Annotated in this window: 23 protein-coding genes; 13 read left to right on the top strand and 10 right to left on the bottom strand. The window is 57.1% G+C overall.

The annotated features are described in order from the left end of the window. Positions 1 to 57: 57 nt before the first annotated feature. The 3 genes from ghrA (at position 58) to AC559G_RS23530 (ending at position 2,448) form a co-directional block, all read left to right on the top strand. Positions 58 to 999, top strand: a complete 942-nt coding sequence (gene ghrA / locus AC559G_RS23540) for a Rossmann-fold NAD(P)-binding domain-containing protein (protein WP_498915072.1) — start codon at positions 58 to 60, stop codon at positions 997 to 999. 107 nt (positions 1,000 to 1,106) lie between these two features. Continuing rightward, the gene (locus AC559G_RS23535; RefSeq protein ID WP_498915070.1) at positions 1,107 to 1,844 is read left to right on the top strand and encodes a phosphatase; all 738 of its coding nucleotides are present in this window, start codon (positions 1,107 to 1,109) and stop codon (positions 1,842 to 1,844) included. Between the two features lie 43 nt (positions 1,845 to 1,887). After that, the gene (locus AC559G_RS23530; RefSeq protein WP_498915068.1) at positions 1,888 to 2,448 is read left to right on the top strand and encodes a TorD/DmsD family molecular chaperone; all 561 of its coding nucleotides are present in this window, start codon (positions 1,888 to 1,890) and stop codon (positions 2,446 to 2,448) included. A 73-nt stretch (positions 2,449 to 2,521) separates the two neighbouring features. Here AC559G_RS23530 and AC559G_RS23525 read toward each other — a convergent pair whose 3' ends face one another. The 3 genes from AC559G_RS23525 to mdtH all read right to left on the bottom strand — a co-directional run bounded on the left by AC559G_RS23525 (position 2,522) and on the right by mdtH (position 5,295). Beyond that, positions 2,522 to 3,085 carry a YceB family lipoprotein gene (locus AC559G_RS23525; RefSeq protein ID WP_498915066.1) on the bottom strand — a complete coding sequence of 188 codons (564 nt, stop codon included), beginning with the start codon at positions 3,083 to 3,085 and terminating at the stop codon, positions 2,522 to 2,524. 200 nt (positions 3,086 to 3,285) lie between these two features. Further along, positions 3,286 to 3,930 carry a glutaredoxin 2 gene (gene grxB / locus AC559G_RS23520; RefSeq protein ID WP_498915064.1) on the bottom strand — a complete coding sequence of 215 codons (645 nt, stop codon included), beginning with the start codon at positions 3,928 to 3,930 and terminating at the stop codon, positions 3,286 to 3,288. 159 nt (positions 3,931 to 4,089) lie between these two features. After that, positions 4,090 to 5,295, bottom strand: coding sequence for an MFS transporter (gene mdtH / locus AC559G_RS23515; protein ID WP_498915063.1), 1,206 nt, complete (start codon positions 5,293 to 5,295; stop codon positions 4,090 to 4,092). A 382-nt stretch (positions 5,296 to 5,677) separates the two neighbouring features. Here mdtH and rimJ point away from each other — a divergent pair, with 382 nt between their 5' ends. The 4 genes from rimJ (at position 5,678) to murJ (ending at position 9,491) form a co-directional block, all read left to right on the top strand. Then, positions 5,678 to 6,262, top strand: a complete 585-nt coding sequence (gene rimJ / locus AC559G_RS23510; RefSeq protein WP_095848856.1) for a ribosomal protein S5-alanine N-acetyltransferase — start codon at positions 5,678 to 5,680, stop codon at positions 6,260 to 6,262. Between the two features lie 8 nt (positions 6,263 to 6,270). Beyond that, the gene (locus tag AC559G_RS23505) at positions 6,271 to 6,912 is read left to right on the top strand and encodes a YceH family protein (protein ID WP_498915061.1); all 642 of its coding nucleotides are present in this window, start codon (positions 6,271 to 6,273) and stop codon (positions 6,910 to 6,912) included. Further along, positions 6,909 to 7,829 (top strand): Gfo/Idh/MocA family protein, encoded by a 921-nt coding sequence (locus AC559G_RS23500; RefSeq protein ID WP_498915059.1) that lies wholly within the window; start codon positions 6,909 to 6,911, stop codon positions 7,827 to 7,829. The genes AC559G_RS23505 and AC559G_RS23500 overlap by 4 nt, the downstream gene beginning before the upstream one ends. A 123-nt stretch (positions 7,830 to 7,952) precedes the next feature. Next, positions 7,953 to 9,491, top strand: coding sequence for a murein biosynthesis integral membrane protein MurJ (murJ, locus tag AC559G_RS23495; RefSeq protein WP_498915057.1), 1,539 nt, complete (start codon positions 7,953 to 7,955; stop codon positions 9,489 to 9,491). A 113-nt stretch (positions 9,492 to 9,604) separates the two neighbouring features. On the opposite strand, the gene argS is transcribed toward murJ, so the two are convergent. Then, complete coding sequence (gene argS, locus AC559G_RS23490; protein ID WP_498915055.1) at positions 9,605 to 11,335, bottom strand: arginine--tRNA ligase; 1,731 nt, start codon at positions 11,333 to 11,335, stop codon at positions 9,605 to 9,607. Between the two features lie 870 nt (positions 11,336 to 12,205). On the opposite strand from argS, the gene AC559G_RS23485 reads away from it, so the two are divergent. Then, positions 12,206 to 12,769 carry a VOC family protein gene (locus AC559G_RS23485; RefSeq protein WP_498915053.1) on the top strand — a complete coding sequence of 188 codons (564 nt, stop codon included), beginning with the start codon at positions 12,206 to 12,208 and terminating at the stop codon, positions 12,767 to 12,769. Here the strand turns inward: AC559G_RS23485 and AC559G_RS23480 are convergent. Continuing rightward, entirely contained in the window at positions 12,766 to 13,914 is a 1,149-nt protein-coding gene (locus tag AC559G_RS23480; protein ID WP_498915051.1) for a MalY/PatB family protein, read from the bottom strand. The genes AC559G_RS23485 and AC559G_RS23480 overlap by 4 nt on opposite strands. Positions 13,915 to 14,020: 106 nt before the next feature. On the opposite strand from AC559G_RS23480, the gene cutC reads away from it, so the two are divergent. After that, positions 14,021 to 14,779, top strand: a complete 759-nt coding sequence (gene cutC, locus AC559G_RS23475) for a copper homeostasis protein CutC (RefSeq protein WP_438598129.1) — start codon at positions 14,021 to 14,023, stop codon at positions 14,777 to 14,779. A 52-nt stretch (positions 14,780 to 14,831) separates the two neighbouring features. On the opposite strand, the gene cmoB is transcribed toward cutC, so the two are convergent. From cmoB to AC559G_RS23450, 5 genes are all read right to left on the bottom strand, one after another. Continuing rightward, positions 14,832 to 15,803 carry a tRNA 5-methoxyuridine(34)/uridine 5-oxyacetic acid(34) synthase CmoB gene (cmoB, locus tag AC559G_RS23470; protein WP_498915049.1) on the bottom strand — a complete coding sequence of 324 codons (972 nt, stop codon included), beginning with the start codon at positions 15,801 to 15,803 and terminating at the stop codon, positions 14,832 to 14,834. Then, a complete protein-coding gene (cmoA, locus tag AC559G_RS23465) occupies positions 15,800 to 16,543 on the bottom strand; it encodes a class I SAM-dependent methyltransferase (RefSeq protein ID WP_498915047.1) in 744 nt (247 codons plus the stop codon). The genes cmoB and cmoA overlap by 4 nt, the downstream gene beginning before the upstream one ends. A 241-nt stretch (positions 16,544 to 16,784) precedes the next feature. After that, positions 16,785 to 17,180: an MAPEG family protein gene (locus AC559G_RS23460; protein WP_438598126.1), complete on the bottom strand. Its 396-nt coding sequence runs from the start codon at positions 17,178 to 17,180 to the stop codon at positions 16,785 to 16,787. Between the two features lie 102 nt (positions 17,181 to 17,282). Next, positions 17,283 to 18,098 (bottom strand): DUF72 domain-containing protein, encoded by an 816-nt coding sequence (locus AC559G_RS23455; protein ID WP_498915045.1) that lies wholly within the window; start codon positions 18,096 to 18,098, stop codon positions 17,283 to 17,285. A 71-nt stretch (positions 18,099 to 18,169) separates the two neighbouring features. After that, the gene (locus AC559G_RS23450; protein ID WP_498915043.1) at positions 18,170 to 18,742 is read right to left on the bottom strand and encodes a YecD family hydrolase; all 573 of its coding nucleotides are present in this window, start codon (positions 18,740 to 18,742) and stop codon (positions 18,170 to 18,172) included. Positions 18,743 to 18,882: 140 nt separating this feature from the next. Between AC559G_RS23450 and AC559G_RS23445 the strand changes: the two genes are divergently transcribed. The 4 genes from AC559G_RS23445 to AC559G_RS23430 are packed head-to-tail and all read left to right on the top strand — an operon-like array spanning position 18,883 to position 22,258. Continuing rightward, positions 18,883 to 19,251 (top strand): FmdB family zinc ribbon protein, encoded by a 369-nt coding sequence (locus AC559G_RS23445; protein WP_438596564.1) that lies wholly within the window; start codon positions 18,883 to 18,885, stop codon positions 19,249 to 19,251. Between the two features lie 16 nt (positions 19,252 to 19,267). Then, entirely contained in the window at positions 19,268 to 21,049 is a 1,782-nt protein-coding gene (aspS, locus tag AC559G_RS23440) for an aspartate--tRNA ligase family protein (RefSeq protein ID WP_498915042.1), read from the top strand. After that, positions 21,049 to 21,495 carry a dihydroneopterin triphosphate diphosphatase gene (gene nudB, locus AC559G_RS23435; protein WP_095844539.1) on the top strand — a complete coding sequence of 149 codons (447 nt, stop codon included), beginning with the start codon at positions 21,049 to 21,051 and terminating at the stop codon, positions 21,493 to 21,495. The genes aspS and nudB overlap by 1 nt, the downstream gene beginning before the upstream one ends. A 19-nt stretch (positions 21,496 to 21,514) precedes the next feature. Further along, positions 21,515 to 22,258, top strand: coding sequence for a YebC/PmpR family DNA-binding transcriptional regulator (locus tag AC559G_RS23430; RefSeq protein WP_438596562.1), 744 nt, complete (start codon positions 21,515 to 21,517; stop codon positions 22,256 to 22,258). Positions 22,259 to 22,291: the final 33 nt, after the last annotated feature.

Genomic DNA, 22,291 nt, shown 5'->3' with positions numbered 1-22,291 from the left:
CATTGGTACTGAAATCAGGGAAGGCTAAAAGGCATTCGACGCGCAGAGATTCTGGTTATGGACATCATTTTCTACGATCGCACCACCGATCCCGATATCTGGTTTGCCGGGTTAACCCGGCGTTTGCCGCAGGCTAACGTGCGCCAATGGCTGTCCGGCGATCGGCGCCCGGCCGATTACGCACTGGTGTGGCGGCCGCCGTTCGACATGCTGGCGGGCCAGGCGCAGTTGAAAGGCATCTTTTCATTAGGCGCCGGGGTTGACGCCATTTTGCAGCAAGAGCGGGAAAACCCTGGCCTACTGCCGGAGGGCGTGCCGCTGTTTCGGCTTGAGGATACCGGCATGGCGCAGCAGATGCAGGAGTATGTGTTGAGCTATGCGCTGCGCTACTTCCGGCGCCTCGATGAATACCAACTGCAGCAACAGCAGGGGTGCTGGCAACCGCTGGCGCCCCATACCTACGCTGATTTTACCGTGGGGATACTGGGGGCGGGCGTGTTGGGTAAACGCGTTGCGCAGGCATTGGCGGCATTGGGGTTTAACGTGCGCTGTTGGAGCCGCAGCCCCAAGCAGATTGCGGGGGTGGCAAGTTATGCGGGTGAGGAACAGCGAACGGCTTTTCTGCACGGCGTAAAGTTGCTGATCAATCTATTGCCCAACACGCCGCACACTGCCGGCATCCTGAATAGTGCGCTATTTTCCCAACTGGCGCCGGGCGCCTACCTGATTAACATCGCCCGCGGCGCCCATCTGGTGGAAGACGATTTACTGTCTGCGTTGGTATCCGGGCAGATCACGGCGGCGGTGCTGGATGTTTTCGCCACCGAACCGCTGCCGGCGCAACATCCGTTTTGGCGTCATCCGCGTGTCACGCTAACCCCGCATATTGCCGCTATGACATTGCCGGAGCCGGCGATGGATCAAATAGTGGCCGCCATTCGCGCGCTTGAAGCCGGCGAGGCGCCGGCTGGCAGGGTTGACCGCCTGCGTGGCTATTGATGAGTTCATTTTTTGCATCGCGCCCGGCCGCCGTCTTTGACGGCAAAACCCCGTAGCCGGGCCGGCACGGCCCGCGAAGCACTGCGGGCAATTAAACAGGAGAGCCCATGTACCCCGTTGATTTACATATGCATACCGTCGCCAGCACCCATGCCTACAGTACGTTGCATGACTATATTGCCGAAGCCAAACGCAAAGGGATCGCGCTATTTGCCATCACCGATCACGGCCCGGATATGGCGGATGCGCCGCACTATTGGCACTTTATGAATATGCGGGTATGGCCGCGCCTGGTGGATGGTGTGGGCATCCTGCGCGGCATTGAGGCCAACATCAAGAACCTGGAAGGGGATATCGACTGTACCGGCCCGATGCTCAATGAGCTGGATCTGATCATTGCCGGCTTCCATGAGCCGGTATTGGCGCCGCAGGATAAGGCGGCCAATACTCAGGCGATGATCGCTACCATGGCCCAGGGCAACGTGCATATCATAAGCCACCCCGGAAATCCTCGTTATCCGATCGACATTGCCGAAGTGGCCGCCGCCGCCGCTAAATACAACGTGGCGCTGGAGCTGAACAACTCGTCATTCACTCATTCGCGCAAGGGCAGCGGGCCCAATTGCCGAGCGATCGCCGCTGCCGTGCGCGATGCCGGCGGCTGGCTGTCATTGGGCTCTGATTCACACATTGCCTTTTCATTGGGCAACTTCGCGGAGTGTGAACGTGTTATCGATGAGGTGGGGTTCCCGCAGGAGCGTATTTTGAACGTTAGCCCTCGCCGCCTGTTAAATTTTCTTGAGCAGCGCGGCAAACCGGCAATTGCGGAACTGGCGGATTTGTGACATCGTCACGCGAATTTTTTACGTTATTGAATAGGCCGCTATTATGAATGAATTTTCCATCGTCTGCCGCGTATTGGGGACGCTGTTTTACCGCCAGCCGCAGGATCCTTTGCTGGTTCCGCTGTTCACCCTGATTAAAGAGGGCAAGCTGCAGCAGAACTGGCCACTGGAACAGGACGCTCTGTTGGCTCGCTTGCAGCAAGACTGTGAGCCGTCGCTGCTGGCTGCGGATTTCAACGCCCTGTTCGTGGGCAGCGAATGCAGCGTGCCGCCATTCCGCTCCGCCTATGTCGAAGGGGCAGACGAAGCGCCGGTCAGGGCTTTTTTAGAGCAGCGCGGCATGCCGCTGGCGCCCGCGCCGGCCGACCATTTTGGCCTGTTGCTGTTGGCCGCCTCTTGGCTGGAGGACCAATCCCAGGAAGACGAAACGCAGGCGCAGATTACCTTGTTTGATGAATACCTGTTGCCGTGGTGCGGCCGTTTTCTCGGCAAGGTGGAATCGCACGCCACCAGCGGTTTTTACCGTACGCTGGCCGAAATCACGCGCGCAGCGTTGCAGGCGATGCGTGATGAACTGGCGGAGTATCAGCAGGACGAAGAGTAAGCATTTGAACATCGGGCGCAACAGCGCGCCCGTTTGGCGTTGCCCCGCTGGTGGTCGCGGGGCAAACGGTGAGTTAGTCGGTAAAAGGGATCACCAATTCACCCGGTTTCACTTCCAGCCCCTTCGCCAGTTTTCTTGCCAGCGCTTCGGTTTTGCTGTTTTCCGGGTTTAGCACATAGGCCGGTTTCTGATTGAAATAGCTCTTCAATGACTGGTTCAGATACGGCGTTAATGCTTTCATCACGGTATCCATTTTTTCTGGCTGCACTTTATAGTCGGTCAGTTCCATGTCTTTCAGGTACACTGCGCCTTGCTCACGATCGTAAACCGGCTGTGCCTTCAGCGACAGTTGCAGATCGGCTTCCTGCGGGCCGAGGATCGACGTAATGTTCACTTTGGCATTGCCAGACAGCGTAACCTTGCCCGGCTCGCTGCGGCCGATCTGGCTTTGCAACTGGGTTAGCACGATGTTGGCATCCACCAGCCCTGGCACCCCAATCTGTTTTTGGTAATCGTTATGCTTTTGCAGGTAGTCGTTTACTTCCTGCTCGCTGAGCGTGTACTGGGTCAGTTGGTTGCAACCGGCGGTGGCGCCGGCGAACACCAGGGCTGCCACGCCCATCAAAATCTTTTTCATTTAAGCCTCATCAAGCTGTCGGTGCAAAAAGCCGCTTAGTATACCCTGCGGCGCCCGCGGGCGAAACGGCAGGCCGTTGGGGGAACAATCGTGCGTGAGATGGCGGCGGGAGCCTATCGGAAAACGCTGAAACCAGGCGCTGGGGGAAGGCGATGGCAACGTGCAATGCCGGCGGCACCCGCCGTTGCCCATCGTGGTGATTATTGTTCCATATCCAACAGCAGTGGAATGTCGCTGCGTTCAGCCATGCGGTTACGATAGGCTTCCACATTGGCCGGTAAGGTGACGCCGGCGACGATCGACAATGAACGCAAGGTTGGGAACAGGTGAATATCATCGTCGGACAGCTCGCCGTTTACCGCCTCGGCGGAAACGATCAGCGGGGAAAGGCGCTGTAGATCTTCTTCAAGCTGGTTGATCAAATCAGCGCTGTTGGCTAAATGCGCCGCGAAGTCGCCAATGGCGGCCTCTTTCTTGTGGGTGAAGTATTGGCGCGCGCTGTCGGTGGCGAACTCTTCGAAATCGGCATGAGCAAAACGCGGCAAGAGTAATTTATTGGTGTAGCCGGTTTGATTCAGCCAATCGGCGATCGCCGGGTTGCTTGGCCCGGTCAGCACCGGTTTGCCGTCAAGTTGATCGACGTAATGCACGATGTCCATGCTTTCCGGCATGTATGTGCCATCGTCCTTTTGCAGGATGGGCGCCATTTTTTTGCCGATCATATTCATTGGCGTGGTTTCATCGTCGTTCAGCAGGGTAATCAGGCGGACCGGCAAATTTTTTAAGCCAAAAATCATGCGTGCCTTCACGCAAAATGGGCAATGGTCATAAATAAAGAGTTTCATATTTGCTCCCTTTCCTGTAACTGAGGTAACAGCAATGGTTACTATGGCATTGCGCAGTGGTTGAGCAATGTTGCTGCCAGATAATCTACTAATGATAGCGGTTTTGTGTGGTAATTACATATTTTATAGTGGGTTATTTGGCCCTGAGCGGGGCTGGGCTTAATGGCCGCGCAGTACCGCCGGTGCGGCCGAGCGCACCGTGAACTGCCGGTAAAGCGCCGCTAACGTGGCGAAACCGACGATCCCCAGCATCAGCCAGGGCATTTCCGGTATGCCCAGGGCGCGGCCGGTATCATACATCCAGCCGCCGCCGGCATAGCCCAGCGCCCCGCCAAGCGCCAGCCCCAGGCGGCTGAACCCCATGTAGCTGCCGCGCGATCGCGGGTCTGCCAACGCAGCGCTCAGGGTTTCGCGCGCCGGTTCGGCGATGATGGAACCCAGATAGAAGCAACAAATCAGGGTAAACAGCCCCTGCAAATGGGTCACCAGCCCGATAGGCAACAGGCTCAACGTCATCAGCAGCAAGCCGGCCATCAGGCGCTGTTCCAGCCGGAAGTGCTTTTCGCTCCAGCGCGCCAACGGGTAGAGCAATGTCAGCGACAGCGTGGCTTCGATAGCGTACATCCATTTCACCGCCGCCGCCGAGCCACTGACTTCATTAACCACAATAGGCAACATCAACATTACCTGCACGGCCAGCATGTAATAGCCGGTTAGCGTCAGCACGTAGGTCAGGAAGCGGCGATCGCGTACCACGCGTATGACGCCGTCTTTCATCGGTGCGCGCACGGTAGATATGCGGTACGCCGGCAGCAGCCAGGCGTTGCAACCGGCGGCGAGCACGAAAAGCCCGGCGCCGGCCCAACAAACGAAGTGGAAGTCATACTGCAATAGCCAACTGCCGATCAACGCGCCCACCACGGCGCCCGCGCTGTCTTGCATCATCAGCAGGGAATAAAAACGGCTGCGTTCACGTGGGCGCACCAGCTTGATGACCAGTGCGGTGCGCGGCGGATCAAACAGCGTACCGCCGAGGGCGGAAAGCAGGCAGGATGCCCACAGCAGCCAGGGTTTATCCGCCATCGCCATGGTGGCAAAGCCCGCGGCGCGCAGCAGCATCCCGCTCACAATCATCGGTTTTGCGCCGAAGCGATCGGCGATTGCGCCGCCAAACACCCCTAATCCCTGCTGCACCAGTTGGCGCAGCCCCAGCGCAATACCGACCACCAAGGCCGCCCAGCCGAGCTGATCGACAAAACGAATTGAAATAAGCGGAAAGACGACAAAAAAGCCTAAAACCACTAACAGGTTATCGAGTAATAAAAAGCCTTTACCCAAGCGCCGCGCTTGCGAGACCAAAGACATGCTTCACCACGAGCAACAATTAAAGAAGGAAGGGAGGAGAATAATCCTGCTATTTTGCGCCCAATATCGTTGTTCGGCTAGGGGAGTAGGGGGAATATTTTTTAGCTTAATCGGACTAGCACGCTGAAAATGCATAAAAATCACGAAAAATGCCTGAATGGCGATTTCCTGAGCGCCGGGGGTTTTACCTGTGGGGGCGGCTATGGGTATATTACCTATTAATATACCCTTCATACTTCAAGTTGCTGGTGTGTTGGCTTTCCTGCAACTCGAATTATTTTGGGTATATATTCTTTATTTTCATCTTGCCCGCACCGGCAAGGTGAAGCCCCGGTGGGCACGCCCTTTCTTTAAATGAATCGCTCAGACCACGAGGAAAATGATGTTTGGCTACCGCTCTGCATCACCCAAAGTACGCCTTGCCACCGACAGGCTGGTTGTCCGTTTAGTCCATGAACGGGATGCCTACCGCCTGGCCGATTATTACGCGGAAAATCGCGCCTTCCTCAAGCCCTGGGAGCCGGTGCGTGATGAAAGCCACTGCTATCCTTCCGGCTGGCAAGCGCGCCTGGGGATGATTGCGGATATGCAAAAGCAGGGCAGTGCCTACTACTTTATCTTGCTGGATCCTGATGAACAGGAAGTGCGCGGCGTGGCTAACTTCAGCAATGTATTGCGCGGCTCGTTTTACGCTTGCTTTCTCGGCTATTCGCTGGGGGAAAAGTGGCAAGGGCAAGGCCTGATGTATGAAGCCTTGCAGGCCGCCATTCGTTACATGCTGCGCCAACAGCGTATGCACCGCATTATGGCCAACTACATGCCGCATAACCGGCGTAGCGGTGCGCTGCTCACCCGCCTGGGTTTCGAGCGCGAAGGCTATGCCAAGGATTACCTGCTGATCGACGGTAAATGGCAGGATCACGTTTTGACCGCCTACACCAATAAAGAGTGGCTACCGCCACGCTGAGAGCTGACATGAAATATGAACTGAGCGCCCCGGAAGCCCGGGTTATCGGTTGCCTGTTGGAAAAGCAGGTCACCACACCGGATCAGTACCCGCTGTCGTTGAATGCCATCACGCTGGCCTGCAACCAAAAGACCAACCGCGATCCGGTGATGGAGATGGCTGAAACGGACGTGCAGCAAGTGATCGATTTGCTGCTAAAACGCCATTTCCTGCGCACGCTGAGCGGCTTTGGCAACCGGGTGGTGAAATATGAACAGCGCTTTTGCAATTCCGAATTTGGCCAGCTCAAGCTCTCGCCGGCTGAAGTGGCGGTGATCGCAGCGCTACTGTTGCGCGGGCCGCAGACGCCGGGCGAGTTGCGCACCCGCACCAACCGGATGTATGAATTTAGCGACGTCGGCGAAGTTGAACAAGTATTGTCCACCCTGGCCGAACGGGAAGACGGGCCGTTCGTGGCGCGGTTGGCGCGGGAGCCGGGCAAGCGGGAAAGCCGTTTTATGCACCTGTTCAGCGGCGCTGCGAGCGATGTGCCGCCGCCCGCGGAAGACGGCGGCGATAGCACATTAAGCGCGCGGGTTGCCCAACTGGAAGACGATGTTGCGGCGTTGAAGCTGCAACTGGCGCAACTGTTGGCGCGGGGGAATGCATGAGCAAGTTACGCATTGGTGTGGTAGGGCTGGGCGATATCGCGCAAAAGGCCTATCTGCCGGTGCTTAGCCAGGCGGCGGATTGGCAACTGGTCGGTGGCTTTTCCCCTAACCAGCATAAAGCGCAGGCAGTGTGCGACAACTATCGCATGGCGTGCTTCCCGCGCCTGGATATGCTGGCGCGGCAGTGCGATGCCGTATTCGTACACAGCAGCACCGCCAGCCATTATCCCGTCGTGCAGGAGCTGCTGAATCTTGGCGTACATGTGTATGTTGATAAACCGCTGGCGGAAACCCTCGAACAGGGCGAGCAGTTATTGGCACTGGCCGCCGCGCGCGGTAAAGGGCTGATGGTGGGCTTTAACCGCCGTTTTGCGCCGCTGTATCAGCAGCTAAAGCAGCAGATGCAGGCGCCGGCCGCTATCCGCATGGATAAGCACCGGGCCGACAGCGTTGGCCCGGGAAAGCTGCGTTTTACCCTGCTGGATGATTACCTGCATGTGATCGATACCGCGCTGTGGTTGGCGGGGAATGAAGGCAAACGGCTGAGCGGGGCGCTGCGCACCAACAAGGCGGGTGAAATGCTGTATGCCGAACACCATTTTCAGTGCGGCGAGGCGTGGGTGACCACCAGTATGCACCGCTGCGCAGGCAGCCAACGTGAAAGCGTGCAGGCGGTAACCGAGGGCGCGCTCTATCAAATCAATGACATGCGCCAGTGGCTGCGTGAGGATAAGCACGGCATTACCGAACAACCGGCGCCTGGTTGGCAAAGCACGCTGGCGCAGCGCGGCTTCACCGGCGCCATCCAGCATTTTATTGCGGCGGTCGGTAATCAGACGGCGCCGGACACCAGCGGCGAGCAGGCGTTGATGGCCCAGCGGGTGATCGAAACGCTGCTGCGCGAAGCCGGTGTGTAAGGTAACCCCATGTAACATATGGCGGTAGCTATTCTTTTGCAGATGCGTAAACTGACTCGGCATCCTTCACTGGCGCCTGCAGCTTGCAGGCGTTGATCTTTCAGTACACACCAGAAAAACCACATGAATCTATTAAAATCACTGGCCGCCGTAAGCTCCATGACGATGTTTTCACGGGTGCTGGGCTTTGCCCGCGATGCTATCGTGGCGCGCGTGTTTGGCGCGGGTATGGCAACCGATGCCTTTTTTGTGGCGTTTAAACTTCCCAACCTGCTGCGGCGTATTTTTGCCGAAGGGGCATTTTCTCAGGCGTTCGTGCCGATCCTGGCTGAATATAAAAGCCAGCAAGGCGAAGAGGCAACGCGTACCTTCATTGCCTATGTTTCCGGCCTGCTCACGCTGGTGCTGGCGTTGGTCACCGTGCTGGGCATGGCGGCGGCGCCCTGGGTTATCTACATCACCGCGCCGGGCTTTACCGATACGCCCGATAAATTCGCGCTGACTTCGGCGCTGCTGCGCGTGACTTTCCCTTATATTTTATTGATCTCGTTGGCCTCATTGGTGGGGGCGATCCTCAATACCTGGAACCGTTTTTCTATCCCGGCGTTTGCGCCAACCCTGCTGAACGTCAGCATGATTGGCTTTGCGCTGTTTGCCGCGCCGTATTTCCACCCGCCGGTGATGGCGCTGGCCTGGGCGGTGGTGGTCGGCGGCCTGTTGCAACTGTTCTACCAACTGCCGCATTTGAAGAAAATCGGCATGCTGGTGCTGCCGCGCATCAAGTGGCGCGATGCCGGTGTGTGGCGGGTGATGCGCCAGATGGGGCCGGCAATTCTGGGCGTGTCGGTCAGCCAGATCTCCCTGATTATCAATACCATCTTTGCTTCGTTCCTGGTGTCTGGCTCGGTCTCCTGGATGTACTATGCCGATCGCCTGATGGAGTTTCCCTCCGGCGTGCTGGGCGTGGCGTTGGGCACCATTCTGCTGCCTTCGCTGGCGAAGAGCTTTTCCAGCGGCAATCAGGCTGAGTATTCGCGCCTGATGGACTGGGGGTTGCGCCTGTGCTTCCTGCTGGCGCTGCCAAGCGCCATCGCGCTGGGCATCCTGGCGAAACCGCTGACGGTATCGCTGTTCCAGTACGGCAAATTCACGGCGTTTGATGCCGCGATGACCCAGCGCGCGCTGGTGGCCTATTCGGTGGGCTTGATTGGGCTGATCGTGGTGAAAGTATTGGCGCCCGGTTTCTATTCGCGCCAGGACATCAAAACGCCGGTCAGGATTGCCATCGTCACGTTGATCATGACCCAGGTGATGAACCTGGCGTTCATCGGCCCGCTGAAACATGCGGGGCTGTCGCTGTCCATCGGCCTGGCCGCCTGCTTGAACGCCTCGCTGCTGTATTGGCAATTGCGCAAGCAGAAGATTTTCCAGCCGCAGCCGGGCTGGGGCATGTTCTTTGGCAAACTGGTGATCGCGGTGTTGGTGATGTCTGCGGTGCTGGTGGCGCTGATGTGGGTGATGCCGGCCTGGGATCAGGGTTCGATGCTGGCGCGCCTGTTGCGCCTGGCTGCCGTGGTGGTTGCCGGTATCGTCGCGTATTTCGGCGTACTCGGGGTGCTGGGGTTCCGCCCGCGCGATTTTGCGCGCCGCGTTGTGCAGTGAGCGCCGGGGCGGGGGAATTTCCCTGCCGTGTTTAACATAGCGGTTTAAAAAAAGCCCCCTTATCGGCAACGGTAAGGGGGCTTTTTAACACCTGGCGGCCGCAGGGCCGGCGGTTACATGCGTTCGACGGTTTCGATACCCAAGGTGTCCAGGCCGGTTTTCAGCGTTTTCGCCGTCAGCAGCGCCAGCTTCAGGCGGCTTTGGCGCACGGCTTCGCTTTCTGCATTAAGGATTTGGCAGTCCTCATAGAAACCGGAGAACAGGCCGGCCAGATCGTACAGGTAGGCGCACATCACGTGCGGGGTGCCTTCACGCGCCACGGTGGTGATGGTTTCTTCAAACTGCAGCAGGCGGGTCGCCAGAGCGATTTCACGATTTTCGCTCAACTGCATCGGCAGGGTGAGATCGCTCTCTTCCAGGCCGGCGCGTTTGAATACCGAAGAGACGCGGGTATAGGCATACTGCATGTAAGGGGCGGTATTGCCCTCAAAGGCCAGCATGTTGTCCCAGTCGAAGATGTAATCGGTGGTGCGGCTTTTTGATAGATCGGCATATTTCACCGCGCCGATGCCAACCGCATTGATCAACTGCTGCAGTTCTTCGGCCGGCAGATCCGGGTTTTTCTCGGCGATAAGCCTGCCGGCGCGCTCAACGGCTTCGTCCAGCAGATCGGCCAGCTTAACAGTGCCGCCGGAGCGGGTTTTAAACGGCTTGCCGTCTTTGCCTAACATCATGCCGAACATATGGTGTTCAAGCGAGACTGAATCGGGCACGTAGCCGGCTTTGCGCACGATGGTCCAGGCCTGCATCAGGTGCTGGTGCTGGCGTGAGTCGATATAGTACAGCACGCGATTGGCGCCCAGCGTTTCGTAGCGGTATTTGGCGCAGGCGATATCGGTGGTGGTGTACAGATAGCCGCCATCCTTTTTCTGGATGATGACCCCCATCGGTTCGCCTTCTTTGTTTTTGTATTCATCCAGGAATACCACGGTGGCGCCTTCGCTTTCCACCGCCAGCCCTTTGGCTTTCAGATCGGCGACGATGCCTGGGAGCATCGCGTTGTACAGGCTTTCGCCCATCACGTCATCTTCAGTGAGCGTGACGTTCAGGCGGTTATAGGTTTTCTGGTTTTGCGCCATGGTGACGTCCACCAGCTTGCGCCACATCTTCAGGCAGTAGTCATCGCCCCCCTGCAGTTTCACTACATAGGCGCGTGCACGCTCTGCGAAGGCCGCGTCTTCATCATAGTGTTTTTTGGCTTCGCGGTAGAACTGTTCCAAATCCGCCAGTTCCATATCGCTGGCGCTCTCGTTTTGCATTTTTTCCAGATAGGCGATCAACATACCAAACTGGGTGCCCCAGTCGCCGACGTGGTTGGCGCGGATCACTTTATGGCCGAGAAATTCCTGCGTGCGGGCGGCGGCATCGCCAATGATGGTGGAGCGCAGGTGGCCGACGTGCATTTCTTTTGCCACGTTCGGCGCAGAGTAATCGATCACGATGGTCTGCGGTGCAACCGGCGTGATGCCAAGCTTCGGCGCGGCCAGGATACGTTCGGCCTGCTGAGCTACCCATGTGCCGTTCAGGAAGATATTGATGAAGCCAGGGCCGGCAATTTCTACTTTGCTGGCGATATCGCCAAGATCCAACAGTTGCACGACCTTTTCGGCCAATTGGCGCGGCGGCATGCCGAGTTTTTTGGCCACGGCCATCACGCCGTTTGCCTGATAATCACCAAACTGGGCCTTAGCGGACTGGCGCACCTGCGCTTCGCAATCGGCTGGCGCGCCTGCGGCAATCAGCGCCTGGCTGATTTTATCTGAAAGAAGAACCTGAATATTCACCGGGTTACCTTAAATGACGAACGAGGGACGCGGCCGCGCCCCTCCGGATTCAATGCGGGTTAACTGGCCGTGTTGAGAAACGGCGGCCAACCACAAAACAGCGCATAATTGTAACTGATCTACAGCGCCGCGTCAGTAGTTGCCGCGCAGGAAGCGGTGCTGGGGGAGCGAAATGCTGAGGCCTTGGCGGTGGGTGATTGATAGGACAGATATCTGTTACAAACCCGACAACCGGTTGGTTAACTAAAAATAATAAATACGCGTTAGTGTTTTTTATTATGACGGTCAGAACTGAGCGTGTTATTGCGGCGCGTTTTGAAATGCCGGTAAATCGCATAGCTAGCGACCACGATCAGAACTAAGCATATCGTTAAGAGCAACATGTTTATCTATCCCGTATTTTTAACATTTCGTCAAAGTAGCCTAATAGTAATTTTGAATCAATTAGCCGGAACGCATTTAAGATAAGTCTCATCATGGGTAAATAACAAGTGCAATAAAAACATGTATATAGGGTGTTTTTTGGTCATTTTTTATCGTAAAGTTAATATTAAGCTATTAAATGATGATTAGTGGCAGTTAACTGCTATTTTTTTCGTGGCATATCGCTGGTATAGGTCGTCTGGCGCTAACGTAATACTCTGATATTTTAGGGTGTTCCTGGTGAGATAAATCTTAAAGTTGAAATGAAAATGGCATGGCGCTGGCGGTTTCAATAAAGTGCCGTTTTTGTTGTGTCTTTATTTTTTGTGGGATTAAAGAACGCAAAGCCGTAAATCCTGGCACAGCAACATGCGCTGCGCGTGGATACGCACAGCGTAAACAGGTAAATTAGGCGCCCATGGTCTTTTGTTTACTATCGGGAGAGTTATGGCCCCTTTATCAGCCGTTGCAGAGCTGAATGATTTAGCGCTGGATTTACCGCGTTTTACCCTGGCGCTGGCGCAATTTGCCGACAAGCTCGATCTGGATTTGTCTTTGTTTACCGCCGATCACATCGCCGTGCGTTGCCACCAGAATGCCACCGCAGAACGCTGGCATCAGGGGCTGCTGCAGTGCGGCACGCTGTTATCGCAAGCCATGATTAACGGGCGGCCGATTTGCCTGTTTGATTTGGCGACGCCGTTGCAGATTGGGCCGTGGCAGATCGATTGCGTTGAGCTGCCGTATCCCGGTGAGAAGCGCTATCCCCATGAAGGCTGGGAACATGTCGAACTGGTGATCGGCGGCGAGCCGGCCGCGTTATACGCCAATGCGCTGCAACACTTGCCGGACGCGGCGTTGCTGGCGCCCGGCATCAAGCTGAAATACAGTGCGCCAAAAGGGGAAGGGGAACGCCTGGCCAATCCGACGCTGGCGATCAGCGACGGCAGCGTGACCCTCAAATTCCATCCATATTCTATTCGCGAGGTGGTCGCCAGCGAACGCGGTTAAGGCGTCAGTGCAGCGATTGCCTGTTCCATGCGATCGAGCGCTTTATCAAGCAGTTCACGCCGGCAACCGAAGTTGAGCCGTACAAAATGGCGGTTGCCGAATTCCAGCCCGGGGCTGAGCCCCACGCCGGCTTGTTCAAAGAACGCGTGTGGGTTTTCTACCGGCAGCCCGCTGCAATCACACCAGGCCAGATAGGTGGCCTCTATCGGCTGCAACTGCAAGCCGGGCATGGCGTTGATCCGTTGGCTAACGCGATCGCGGTTAGCCCGCAGATAGTCCAGCAGTTCACCCAGCCAGGCTTGGCCATCACGGTAGGCGGCATGGGCGGCGGCCAGCGCCAACACGTCCACCGGCGGCACAAGGCCGCTGCGTTGGCGGTTAAAGCGCTGGCGCAATGCCGGATTGGGGATAATCGCCATTGCTGCGCCTAAGCCGGCGATGTTAAAGGTTTTCGACGGTGCCATTAATGTGATGCTGCGCTGTTCGGCGTCGGCGTTGAGGCTGGCGAAAGGAATATGGCGCAGGCCCGGCTCCAGCAGCAGATCACAGTGGATTTCATCGGAACAGACAACCAGATCGTGCCGTTGGGCAAAGGCGTGTTGCGCCAAGAGTTCATTGCGGCGGTAAACGGTGCCGCCGGGGTTTTGCGGATTGCACAGCATCAACAGCCGTTCTTTGCCGGTGAGCTGGGCTTCGGCGGCCGTGAGATCGATCACCCAGCGCCGCTGGCGCAGCGCCAACGGAATGGCAATCTGCGAGCGGCCGGAAAATTTCGCCGCTTTGCGAAAGGGCGGGTAGATGGGGTTGGGCGCCAGCGTGCCTTCCCCCGGCGCGCTGAACGCCTGCACACACAGGTTAAGGCCGCTGATAAGCCCCGGTAGAAACACCAGCCATTCCGCTTTGATGTGCCAACCGTATCGCTCTACCATGCGCTGGACAAACACCGCGCTCAGATCGGGCGAAGGGTGGCCGTAGCCAAATACACCGTGTGCGACGCGCTGTTGCAGCGCCGCAATCACGGCCGGCGGCGAGCGAAAATCGGTGTCGGCCACCCACAGCGGAATAATATCGCGGCCATGATATTTATCCCATTTAACGCTGTCACTGTGACTGCGGTCTATCTGTTGATCAAAATTGAATGCCATAGTGTTTCTCCTAAGCCCAGGATGAGTGGGAGAGATCTTGAGCCTACGCGAGAATTCTTGTGGATAACAACTGCGTTGTATTTTGGCCGTCATTGAGGAGGTAATGATGATAAAACTGGAAGTTTGCTGCTATAGCGTCGCGTGTGCGCTGACGGCTGAACAGGCGGGGGCCGATCGCATTGAGCTGTGCGCCAGCCAGAGTGAAGGGGGGCTAACGCCGAGCTATGGCGCATTGCGCCTGGCCAAAGCGCAGGTTAAGGTGCCGGTGCACCCGATTGTGCGCCCGCGCGGCGGCGATTTTTGCTACGGTGAGGAAGATTTTGAGGTGATGAAATACGATATCGCCCGGATCCGTGATATGGGCTTCCCCGGCGTGGTGTTCGGTATTCTGGATCAAGACGGGCACATCGATTTGCCGCGCATGCGCGACATGATGGCGCTGTGCGGCCCGATGGCCGTGACCTTTCACCGCGCGTTTGATATGTGCCAAAACCCGATGGTGGCGCTTGAGCAACTCACGCAGCTTGGCGTGGCGCGCATTCTGACCTCTGGGCAACAGCAAAACGCCGAGCTTGGCCTGCCGCTGCTGCGCGATCTGGTTTACGCCAGCCAGCGGCCGGTGATTATGGCCGGTGCCGGGGTGCGGTTGAGCAATCTGCAGAAGTTTGTTGATATCGGCATTCAGGAGTTGCATAGCTCATCGGGGCACAGCATCCCTTCGTTTATGCGTTATCGCAAAGCGGGGGTCACCATGTGCGCAGATAACGATTTTGATGAATTCAGCCACTATTGCGTGGACGGGGATATGGTGGCGGCGATGAAAGACGCGCTGTTGCAAGCCAACCCGCTGGCAAAAAGCCTGTAGCGAATAGGGCGACGCAACGGCAGGCGTTTTCACCTGCCGTTGCATATTAGGCCTAGGGTTTTCTTGCCACCAGCACGGCACGCAGCGGCGCCGGGTAGCCTTCCACGGTTTTACTGTGATCGTCGGGATCGAGAAAATCCGCCAGCGACTCGCTGGTCATCCAACCGGTGCGGCGCTGTTCTTCCGTGCTGGTGACGCACACATCCGCCACTTTCACATCAACAAATCCGCATTTTTCCAGCCAGGATTTCAGAGCCTCGGTCGACGGAATAAAGTACACGTTGCGCATCTGCGCGTAGCGATCACCCGGTACTAACACCTGATGGCGATCGCCTTCCACCACTAACGTTTCCAGCACCAGCTCACCGTCATGCACCAACTGGTTTTTCAACTGGTAGAGATGATCCAGCGGTGAACGGCGGTGGTAGAGCACGCCCATGGAGAACACGGTGTCGAACGCCGCCAGTTCCGGCAGTTGTTCAATGCCCAACGGCAACAGGTGCACGCGCTGGTCGCCGCCCAACAGTTTGCGCACCGCCTCGAACTGGCACAAAAATAGCTGCATGGGGTCAATGCCCACCACCAAATGGGCGCCTGCACCGACCATACGCCACATGTGGTAGCCGCTGCCGCAGCCGACATCCAGGATCGTGCGGCCGGCCAGTGGGGAAATGTGCGGTAGCACACGATCCCACTTCCAGTCCGAATGCCATTCGGTGTCGATATCAATGCCGTACAGCGAGAACGGCCCTTTGCGCCAGGGCATCAGGTTACGCAGCATCTTCTCAATGCCTTCCCGCTGGCCGGCAGACAACGGCTGCTCCAGCGCGGCACACACACCGTTTTGCAGATCCAACTGAGTGGGCGTGAGGGCCGGCAGATGCTCAACGGCGTTAAACCACTGTTTGAATTTGCCGTGCAGCGATTCGCGCTGCCAACTGCTTATCTGCGCCGGCAGGGTATCCAGCCAGTGGCTAAGCGGGCTTTTCGCGATGCGCTGATAAAAATCGCCAAATTCAATCATGCCGCATCCTCCGCTTTCAGGGCGATCAGCGAACCGAAGTTGAAGCACTGGAACCAGACTTCCGCATGCTGGAAGCCCGCCTGTTGCAAACGCGCTTTATGCACCTGCACGGAATCGGTCAGCATCACGTTTTCCAGCATGCTGCGCTTCTGGCTGATTTCCAGCTCGCTGTAGCCGTTAGCACGCTTGAAATCGTGATGCATGTTGAACAGTAGCTCGCCGACATTGGCGTCTTCAAAACTGAATTTTTCCGACAGCACCAGCGCGCCGCCTGGGCGCAGGCCGCGGTAAATTTGCTGCAGGATACGCAGGCGGTCGGCCGGTTCGAGGAATTGCAGGGTAAAATTGAGCACCACCATAGAGGCGTTTTGAATGTCGATGTCCAGAATATCGGCTTCAATGACTTCAACCGGTGTGTCGGCGCGGAAGGCATCAATATGGCGGCGGCAGCGTTCAACCATTGCCGGCGAGTTATCAACGGCAATGATGTTGCACCCCGTTACCCGGATACTCCGGCGCATTGACAGCGTTGCGGCGCCGAGTGAACACCCCAGATCATAGACCTGGCTATCGGGCTGGACGAAACGTTCGGCCAACATACCAATCATGGAAATGATGTTGGAGTAGCCGGGAACGGAGCGCTGAATCATGTCGGGGAAGACTTCAGCGACCCGCTCGTCAAAGGTCCAGTCGCCCAGTTTGGCGATGGGCGCAGAAAAAAGGGTATCGCGGTTTGGCATAGCGGCAAATCAGATAAGAATTCGAGGGGGCATATTCTAGCAGATAACCGCAGTAAGCATGTATACCCTTCATACTTCAAGTTGCAGGTGTGTTGGCTTTATTACTCTTGGCCCATCCAGGGCCATTGCCCCAATGGGGGCGCTGACGGCTGCGTATACCCCGTCAATTTTATGCCGGGCCGGGAAAATTAGCCGGCGGCCAGCAGGCCGCCTGAAAGATGCACCGGCGGGCGTGTGCCGGTTAATACAGGGTGAAAATCAGTTCCCAGGGCAGATAGAACAGGTTGGCTAACACCATCAGTACCAGTGAAAGATAGGTGGCGGCCATGCCCGAGCGGCGCCAGCGAATTTCCCGGTTTTGCAGGCCGTAGTAGTGGAGCAGCCGCCCGGCAATCAGCAGCAAGCCGCAAATATGAATCATCCAGACTTGCGCGCCGTTCATTTCCATCAGCACCAGCAGCACGGCGGCAATCGGGATATATTCCACCGCGTTGCCATGCACCCGGATCGCCGTTTGCAGTTCGTAAAAGCCGCCATCGCCATAGGCCACGCGGTACTGCATTCTGAGTTTCACTACGTTATAAGAGAGTTTTATCAACAACAATGCGCCGAGCACCACATAAAGCGCGCTTACCATTTCCAACTCCATTCCCTAACCAAAACTGGCATTGAGCATGATAGCCGTCATTCTGAAAACTGTCGCGCGGAAAAACAGAAATTTATCCCCCAGGGCAGTGGGTTAAAACAGCGAGTCCTGTTCCGGCCAATCCGGCGCGGAGGGCAAGGTTGGGATCGCCTGGCGCAAGCGTTGCCAGATCTTCTGCGCCTGCTGGGGGGAGTCGCCGTTGTCCGGCGTATGGATAAACAGATAGGGCTGATACTGCTGTTGCCATTGGGGCAGCTTCTGTTGCCAGGGTTCAAACCAACGCAGGTTGTCTTCCAGCCGATCGCCGCCGATAAAACGCACCAGCGGGTTTTTGGCGGTCACCAGCGCATGCACTGGCACCTTGGGTTTTTTCTGTTGCGCATCACGTACCGCCGGGCTGGTGGGGGCGGCGTGATGCACCGGGCGGCTGTCCATCACCACGCGGTTGATGCCACGCTGATGTAAACCCTGATTAAGCTGCCGTTCGGCTTCCCCTTTGGCATAGAATTCCGGGTGGCGCACTTCAACGCCGTAGGTAAATTCATTGGGCAGCGCGTCGAAAAAGGCCCACAGGGCGGGCAATTCGGCCGGGCTGAATGCGGCGGGCAGTTGCAGCCACAGTTGGCCGATGCGCTGATGCACCGGGGCCAAACAGTGGTAAAATGCCTGAATTTCCGCCGCGCAGTTGCGCAGCGCCGCTTTATGGCTGATGTCGGCCGGGAACTTAAAACAAAACCGGAAGTTATCATCGGTCATGTCGCGCCAGCGCTGCACAATTTCCTGCCGGGGCAAAGCATAAAAAGTGGTATTGCCTTCTACGCAGTTGAAATAGCGGCTGTAGTCCGCCAGATCGCGTAGCCCAATGCGGTTCCAGGCCGGGTGTTGCCATTGAGGTAAGCCGATATACATCAACGCCGTTCTTTTCCTTTATATATTATGTGATGCTGGGCAAGGCCGCGTTCATCACGCTGCCCCGGCCGTTACAGCGCCGCAAGGATTTCGCTGGTGCTGCGTACCCGAGCCAGGCGTGGGAAGATATGGTCAAACGCAAACTGGTGCATTTCGGCGTTTTGCGCGCTGCACATGTCTTCGGCAATCACCAGCTCATAGCCATGTTCCCAGGCGGCACGGGCGGTGGATTCTACACCGATATTGGTGGATATGCCCCCCAGCACCAGGGTTTTGATACCGCGGCGGCGCAACTGCAGATCAAGCTCGGTGCCATAGAACGCCCCCCACTGGCGTTTGGTGATCAAAATGTCGCTGTCGCTAACCGCCAGGGTTTCCGGCTGTTCCCACCAGGCAGCGGGCAGCCCGCCGGCCGGCTCCGGCACCGGGCGGTCGACCGCCTGTTTGAGCGCATCGGCAAAGGCGGCAGACCAGCCTACCCGTACCAGGAACACCGGGGCGCCAAGCGCGCGAAAACGCCCGGCCAGATGGGCGGCGTGGGTGACGACCTGTTCCGCGCTGTGTGGGCCGCCGGCATAGGGCAAGATGCCTTTTTGCAAATCGATCAACACCAGCGCGGTGGTTTGGGCATGAAGTGTCAGCATTAGGATAATTCCATTGATAAAAATCGCATGATAACGGTGTGCCGGGCGGCCGGCACAACCTGTAACCCTGGCCGGCCCGGCGAGAGAGCTTACGATTATGTGCAAATTCTGCCGCAAGTTAATGCTAAATTTGTTAATCAATGTATTGTTTCGGCTATTACCCGCGATTTAGTGTATCAACAATGCCGTGTTCGCACTTATCGACCGGGGGAATTTCCTTTATAATGCCAGCCTTTTTTCAACACTCTTTAATCAAACGACCTATGCCGATTTACGAATATGCATGTGGTGCTTGCAATCATCGGTTAGAGAAATTGCAGAAATTTTCCGACGCGCCGCTGACAGTCTGTCCGGCGTGCGGGCAGCCCGCGTTGGCGAAATTGATCTCCGCCGCCGGTTTCCAACTCAAGGGCACCGGCTGGTATGCGACAGATTTTAAACCGGGTAGTAAAGGTTCATCAGATAATAGCCGGGCCAAGGGTAACCCATCTGGCTCGGAGTCGGCTTAAGCCAAAAGGATAGCGTATGCGTACTGAATATTGCGGGCAGTTGAATCTGTCCCACGTGGGCCAGGAAGTCACTTTGTGTGGTTGGGTCAACCGCCGCCGCGATCTGGGCGGCCTGGTCTTTATTGATATGCGTGACCGTGAAGGCATCGTGCAGGTGTTCTTCGATCCCGATCAGAAAACCGCTTTCGACAAAGCGTTCGAATTGCGCAACGAATTCTGCATCCAGATCGTCGGTACCGTGCGGGCGCGTCCGGGCAGCCAGATCAATAAAGATATGGCCACTGGTGAAGTGGAAGTGTTCGCCCATCAGCTTGAAATCATCAACCGTTCCGAGCCGCTGCCGCTGGACTCTAACCAGAACAACACGGAAGAAGCGCGTCTGAAGTACCGCTATCTGGATCTGCGCCGCCCGGAAATGGCCGATCGCCTGAAAACCCGTGCCAAAATCACCAGCTTTGTGCGCCGCTTCATGGACAGCCACGGTTTCCTGGATATTGAAACCCCGATGCTGACCAAAGCGACGCCGGAAGGCGCGCGTGATTACCTGGTGCCAAGCCGTGTGCACAAAGGCAAGTTCTATGCGCTGCCGCAGTCGCCGCAGCTGTTCAAACAGTTGCTGATGATGTCTGGTTTTGATCGCTACTACCAGATTGTTAAATGTTTCCGAGATGAAGACCTGCGTGCCGATCGTCAGCCGGAATTTACCCAGATCGATGTTGAAACCTCGTTCATGACCGCCGAACAGGTGCGTGAAGTGATGGAACAACTGGTGCGTGAACTGTGGCTGGAAGTGAAGGGCGTGGATCTTGGGGCCTTCCCGATCATGACCTTTGCCGAGGCGATGCGCCGTTACGGCTCCGACAAGCCAGACCTGCGTAACCCGCTGGAATTGGTGGACGTGGCCGATCTGGTTAAAGATGTCGAATTCAAAGTGTTTGCTGGCCCTGCCAACGACGCTAAGGGTCGGGTTGCGGTAATCCGTGTGCCGGGCGGCGCGCAGTTGACGCGTAAGCAAATCGACGAATACGGCGCGTTTGTCGGCATTTACGGCGCGAAAGGCCTGGCCTGGCTGAAGGTGAACGATCGTGCTGCCGGCATGGAAGGCGTACAAAGCCCGATCGCCAAGTTCCTGAGTGCGGAAGTGCTGGAAGCGATCCTGGCGCGCAGCGGTGCGCAAAGCGGCGATATTCTGTTCTTCGGCGCCGACAGCGCCAAGATTGTGACCGACGCCATGGGGGCGCTGCGCCTCAAGCTGGGCCGCGATCTGGCACTGACCCAGCTCGACAGCTGGCAGCCGCTGTGGGTGATTGACTTCCCAATGTTTGAAGACGACGGCGAAGGCGGCCTGGCGGCTATGCACCACCCGTTTACTGCACCGCGTGACACCTCGCCGGAAGAACTGGCCAAGGATCCCACCGCGGTCACGGCCAACGCCTATGACATGGTGCTCAATGGCTATGAAGTGGGTGGTGGTTCGGTGCGTATCCACCGCAGCGAAATGCAGCAAACGGTGTTCAGCATTCTGGGCATTGACGAACAACAGCAGCGTGAGAAATTCGGCTTCCTGCTGGATGCGCTGAAATACGGTACGCCGCCGCATGCCGGCCTGGCCTTTGGCCTGGATCGCCTGGTGATGCTGCTGACCGGAACGGAAAACATCCGTGACGTGATCGCATTCCCGAAAACTACCGCTGCCGCCTGTCTGTTGACCGATGCGCCAAGCTTCGCCAACCCGGCATCGTTGCAGGAATTATCCATTAGCGTAGTGAAAAAAGCCTCAGAGCAAGAGAGCGAGTGATGAATTACAAGCGGCCCGAGTCGATTCTGGTGGTGATTTATGCGCAGTCCAGCGGCCGGGTGCTGATGTTACAACGGCGTGATGATACCGAGTTCTGGCAGTCGGTTACCGGCAGCCTGGAAGCGGGCGAGTCAGCGTTGCATGCCGCACGGCGTGAGGTCAGGGAAGAAGTCGGCATCGATATCGAAGCAGAGAATCTGCCGTTGTTCGATTGCCAGCGCTGTGTGGAGTTTGAACTCTTTGTCCATTTGCGACATCGCTATGCGCCGGGAACCACGCGCAATAAAGAGCATTGGTTCTGTCTGGCGTTGCCCGAAGAGCGGGTGCCGGTGATCACCGAGCACAACGCTTATCAATGGCTTGCGGCGGCGGATGCCGTCAAACTGACCAAGTCATGGAGCAACCAGCAGGCGATTGAAGAGTTTGTGATTAATTCAGTGCAGTAGTCCTTTTGGAGATATTTTTATGGCAGGTCATAGTAAGTGGGCCAACACAAAACACCGCAAAGCAGCACAGGATGCCAAACGCGGTAAGATTTTCACCAAGATTATTCGTGAGCTGGTGACGGCCGCCAAACTCGGTGGCGGCGATCCGGACGCTAACCCGCGCCTGCGCGCAGCCATGGACAAAGCGCTGTCCAACAACATGACGCGCGATACCATGAACCGTGCAATCGCGCGCGGCGTTGGCGGCGATGATGATTCCAACATGGAAACCATCATTTATGAAGGCTACGGCCCTGGTGGCACCGCCGTCATGATCGAATGCCTGAGCGATAACCGCAACCGCACCGTGGCGGAAGTGCGCCACGCGTTCAGCAAAGCCGGCGGCAACCTGGGGACCGACGGTTCCGTGGCCTACCTGTTCAGCAAGAAAGGCGTGATCACTTACGCACCGGGCCTGGATGAAGACGCAGTGATGGAAGCGGCGCTGGAAGCCGGCGCCGAAGACATCATTACCTATGACGACGGCGCTATCGACGTTTACACCGCTTGGGAAAACCTGGGTGAAGTGAAAGACGCTCTGACTGCGGCCGGTTTTGTCGCTGAAGCGGCGGAAGTGTCGATGATCCCATCGACCAAAGCCGATATGGATGCCGAAACCGCGCCGAAGCTGCTGCGCCTGATCGATATGCTTGAAGACTGCGACGACGTGCAAGAGGTTTACCACAACGGTGAAATCTCTGACGAGGTGGCGGCAACGCTGTAATGCGATTTTTGCGCGCAACGGCCAACCGGCGCC

The sequence above is a fragment of the Gibbsiella greigii genome (assembly GCF_039540155.1).
Lineage (GTDB): Bacteria > Pseudomonadota > Gammaproteobacteria > Enterobacterales > Enterobacteriaceae > Gibbsiella > Gibbsiella quercinecans.
The sequence above is the reverse complement of the archived record's forward strand: the minus strand, read 5'-3'. Positions and strand labels throughout refer to the sequence as shown.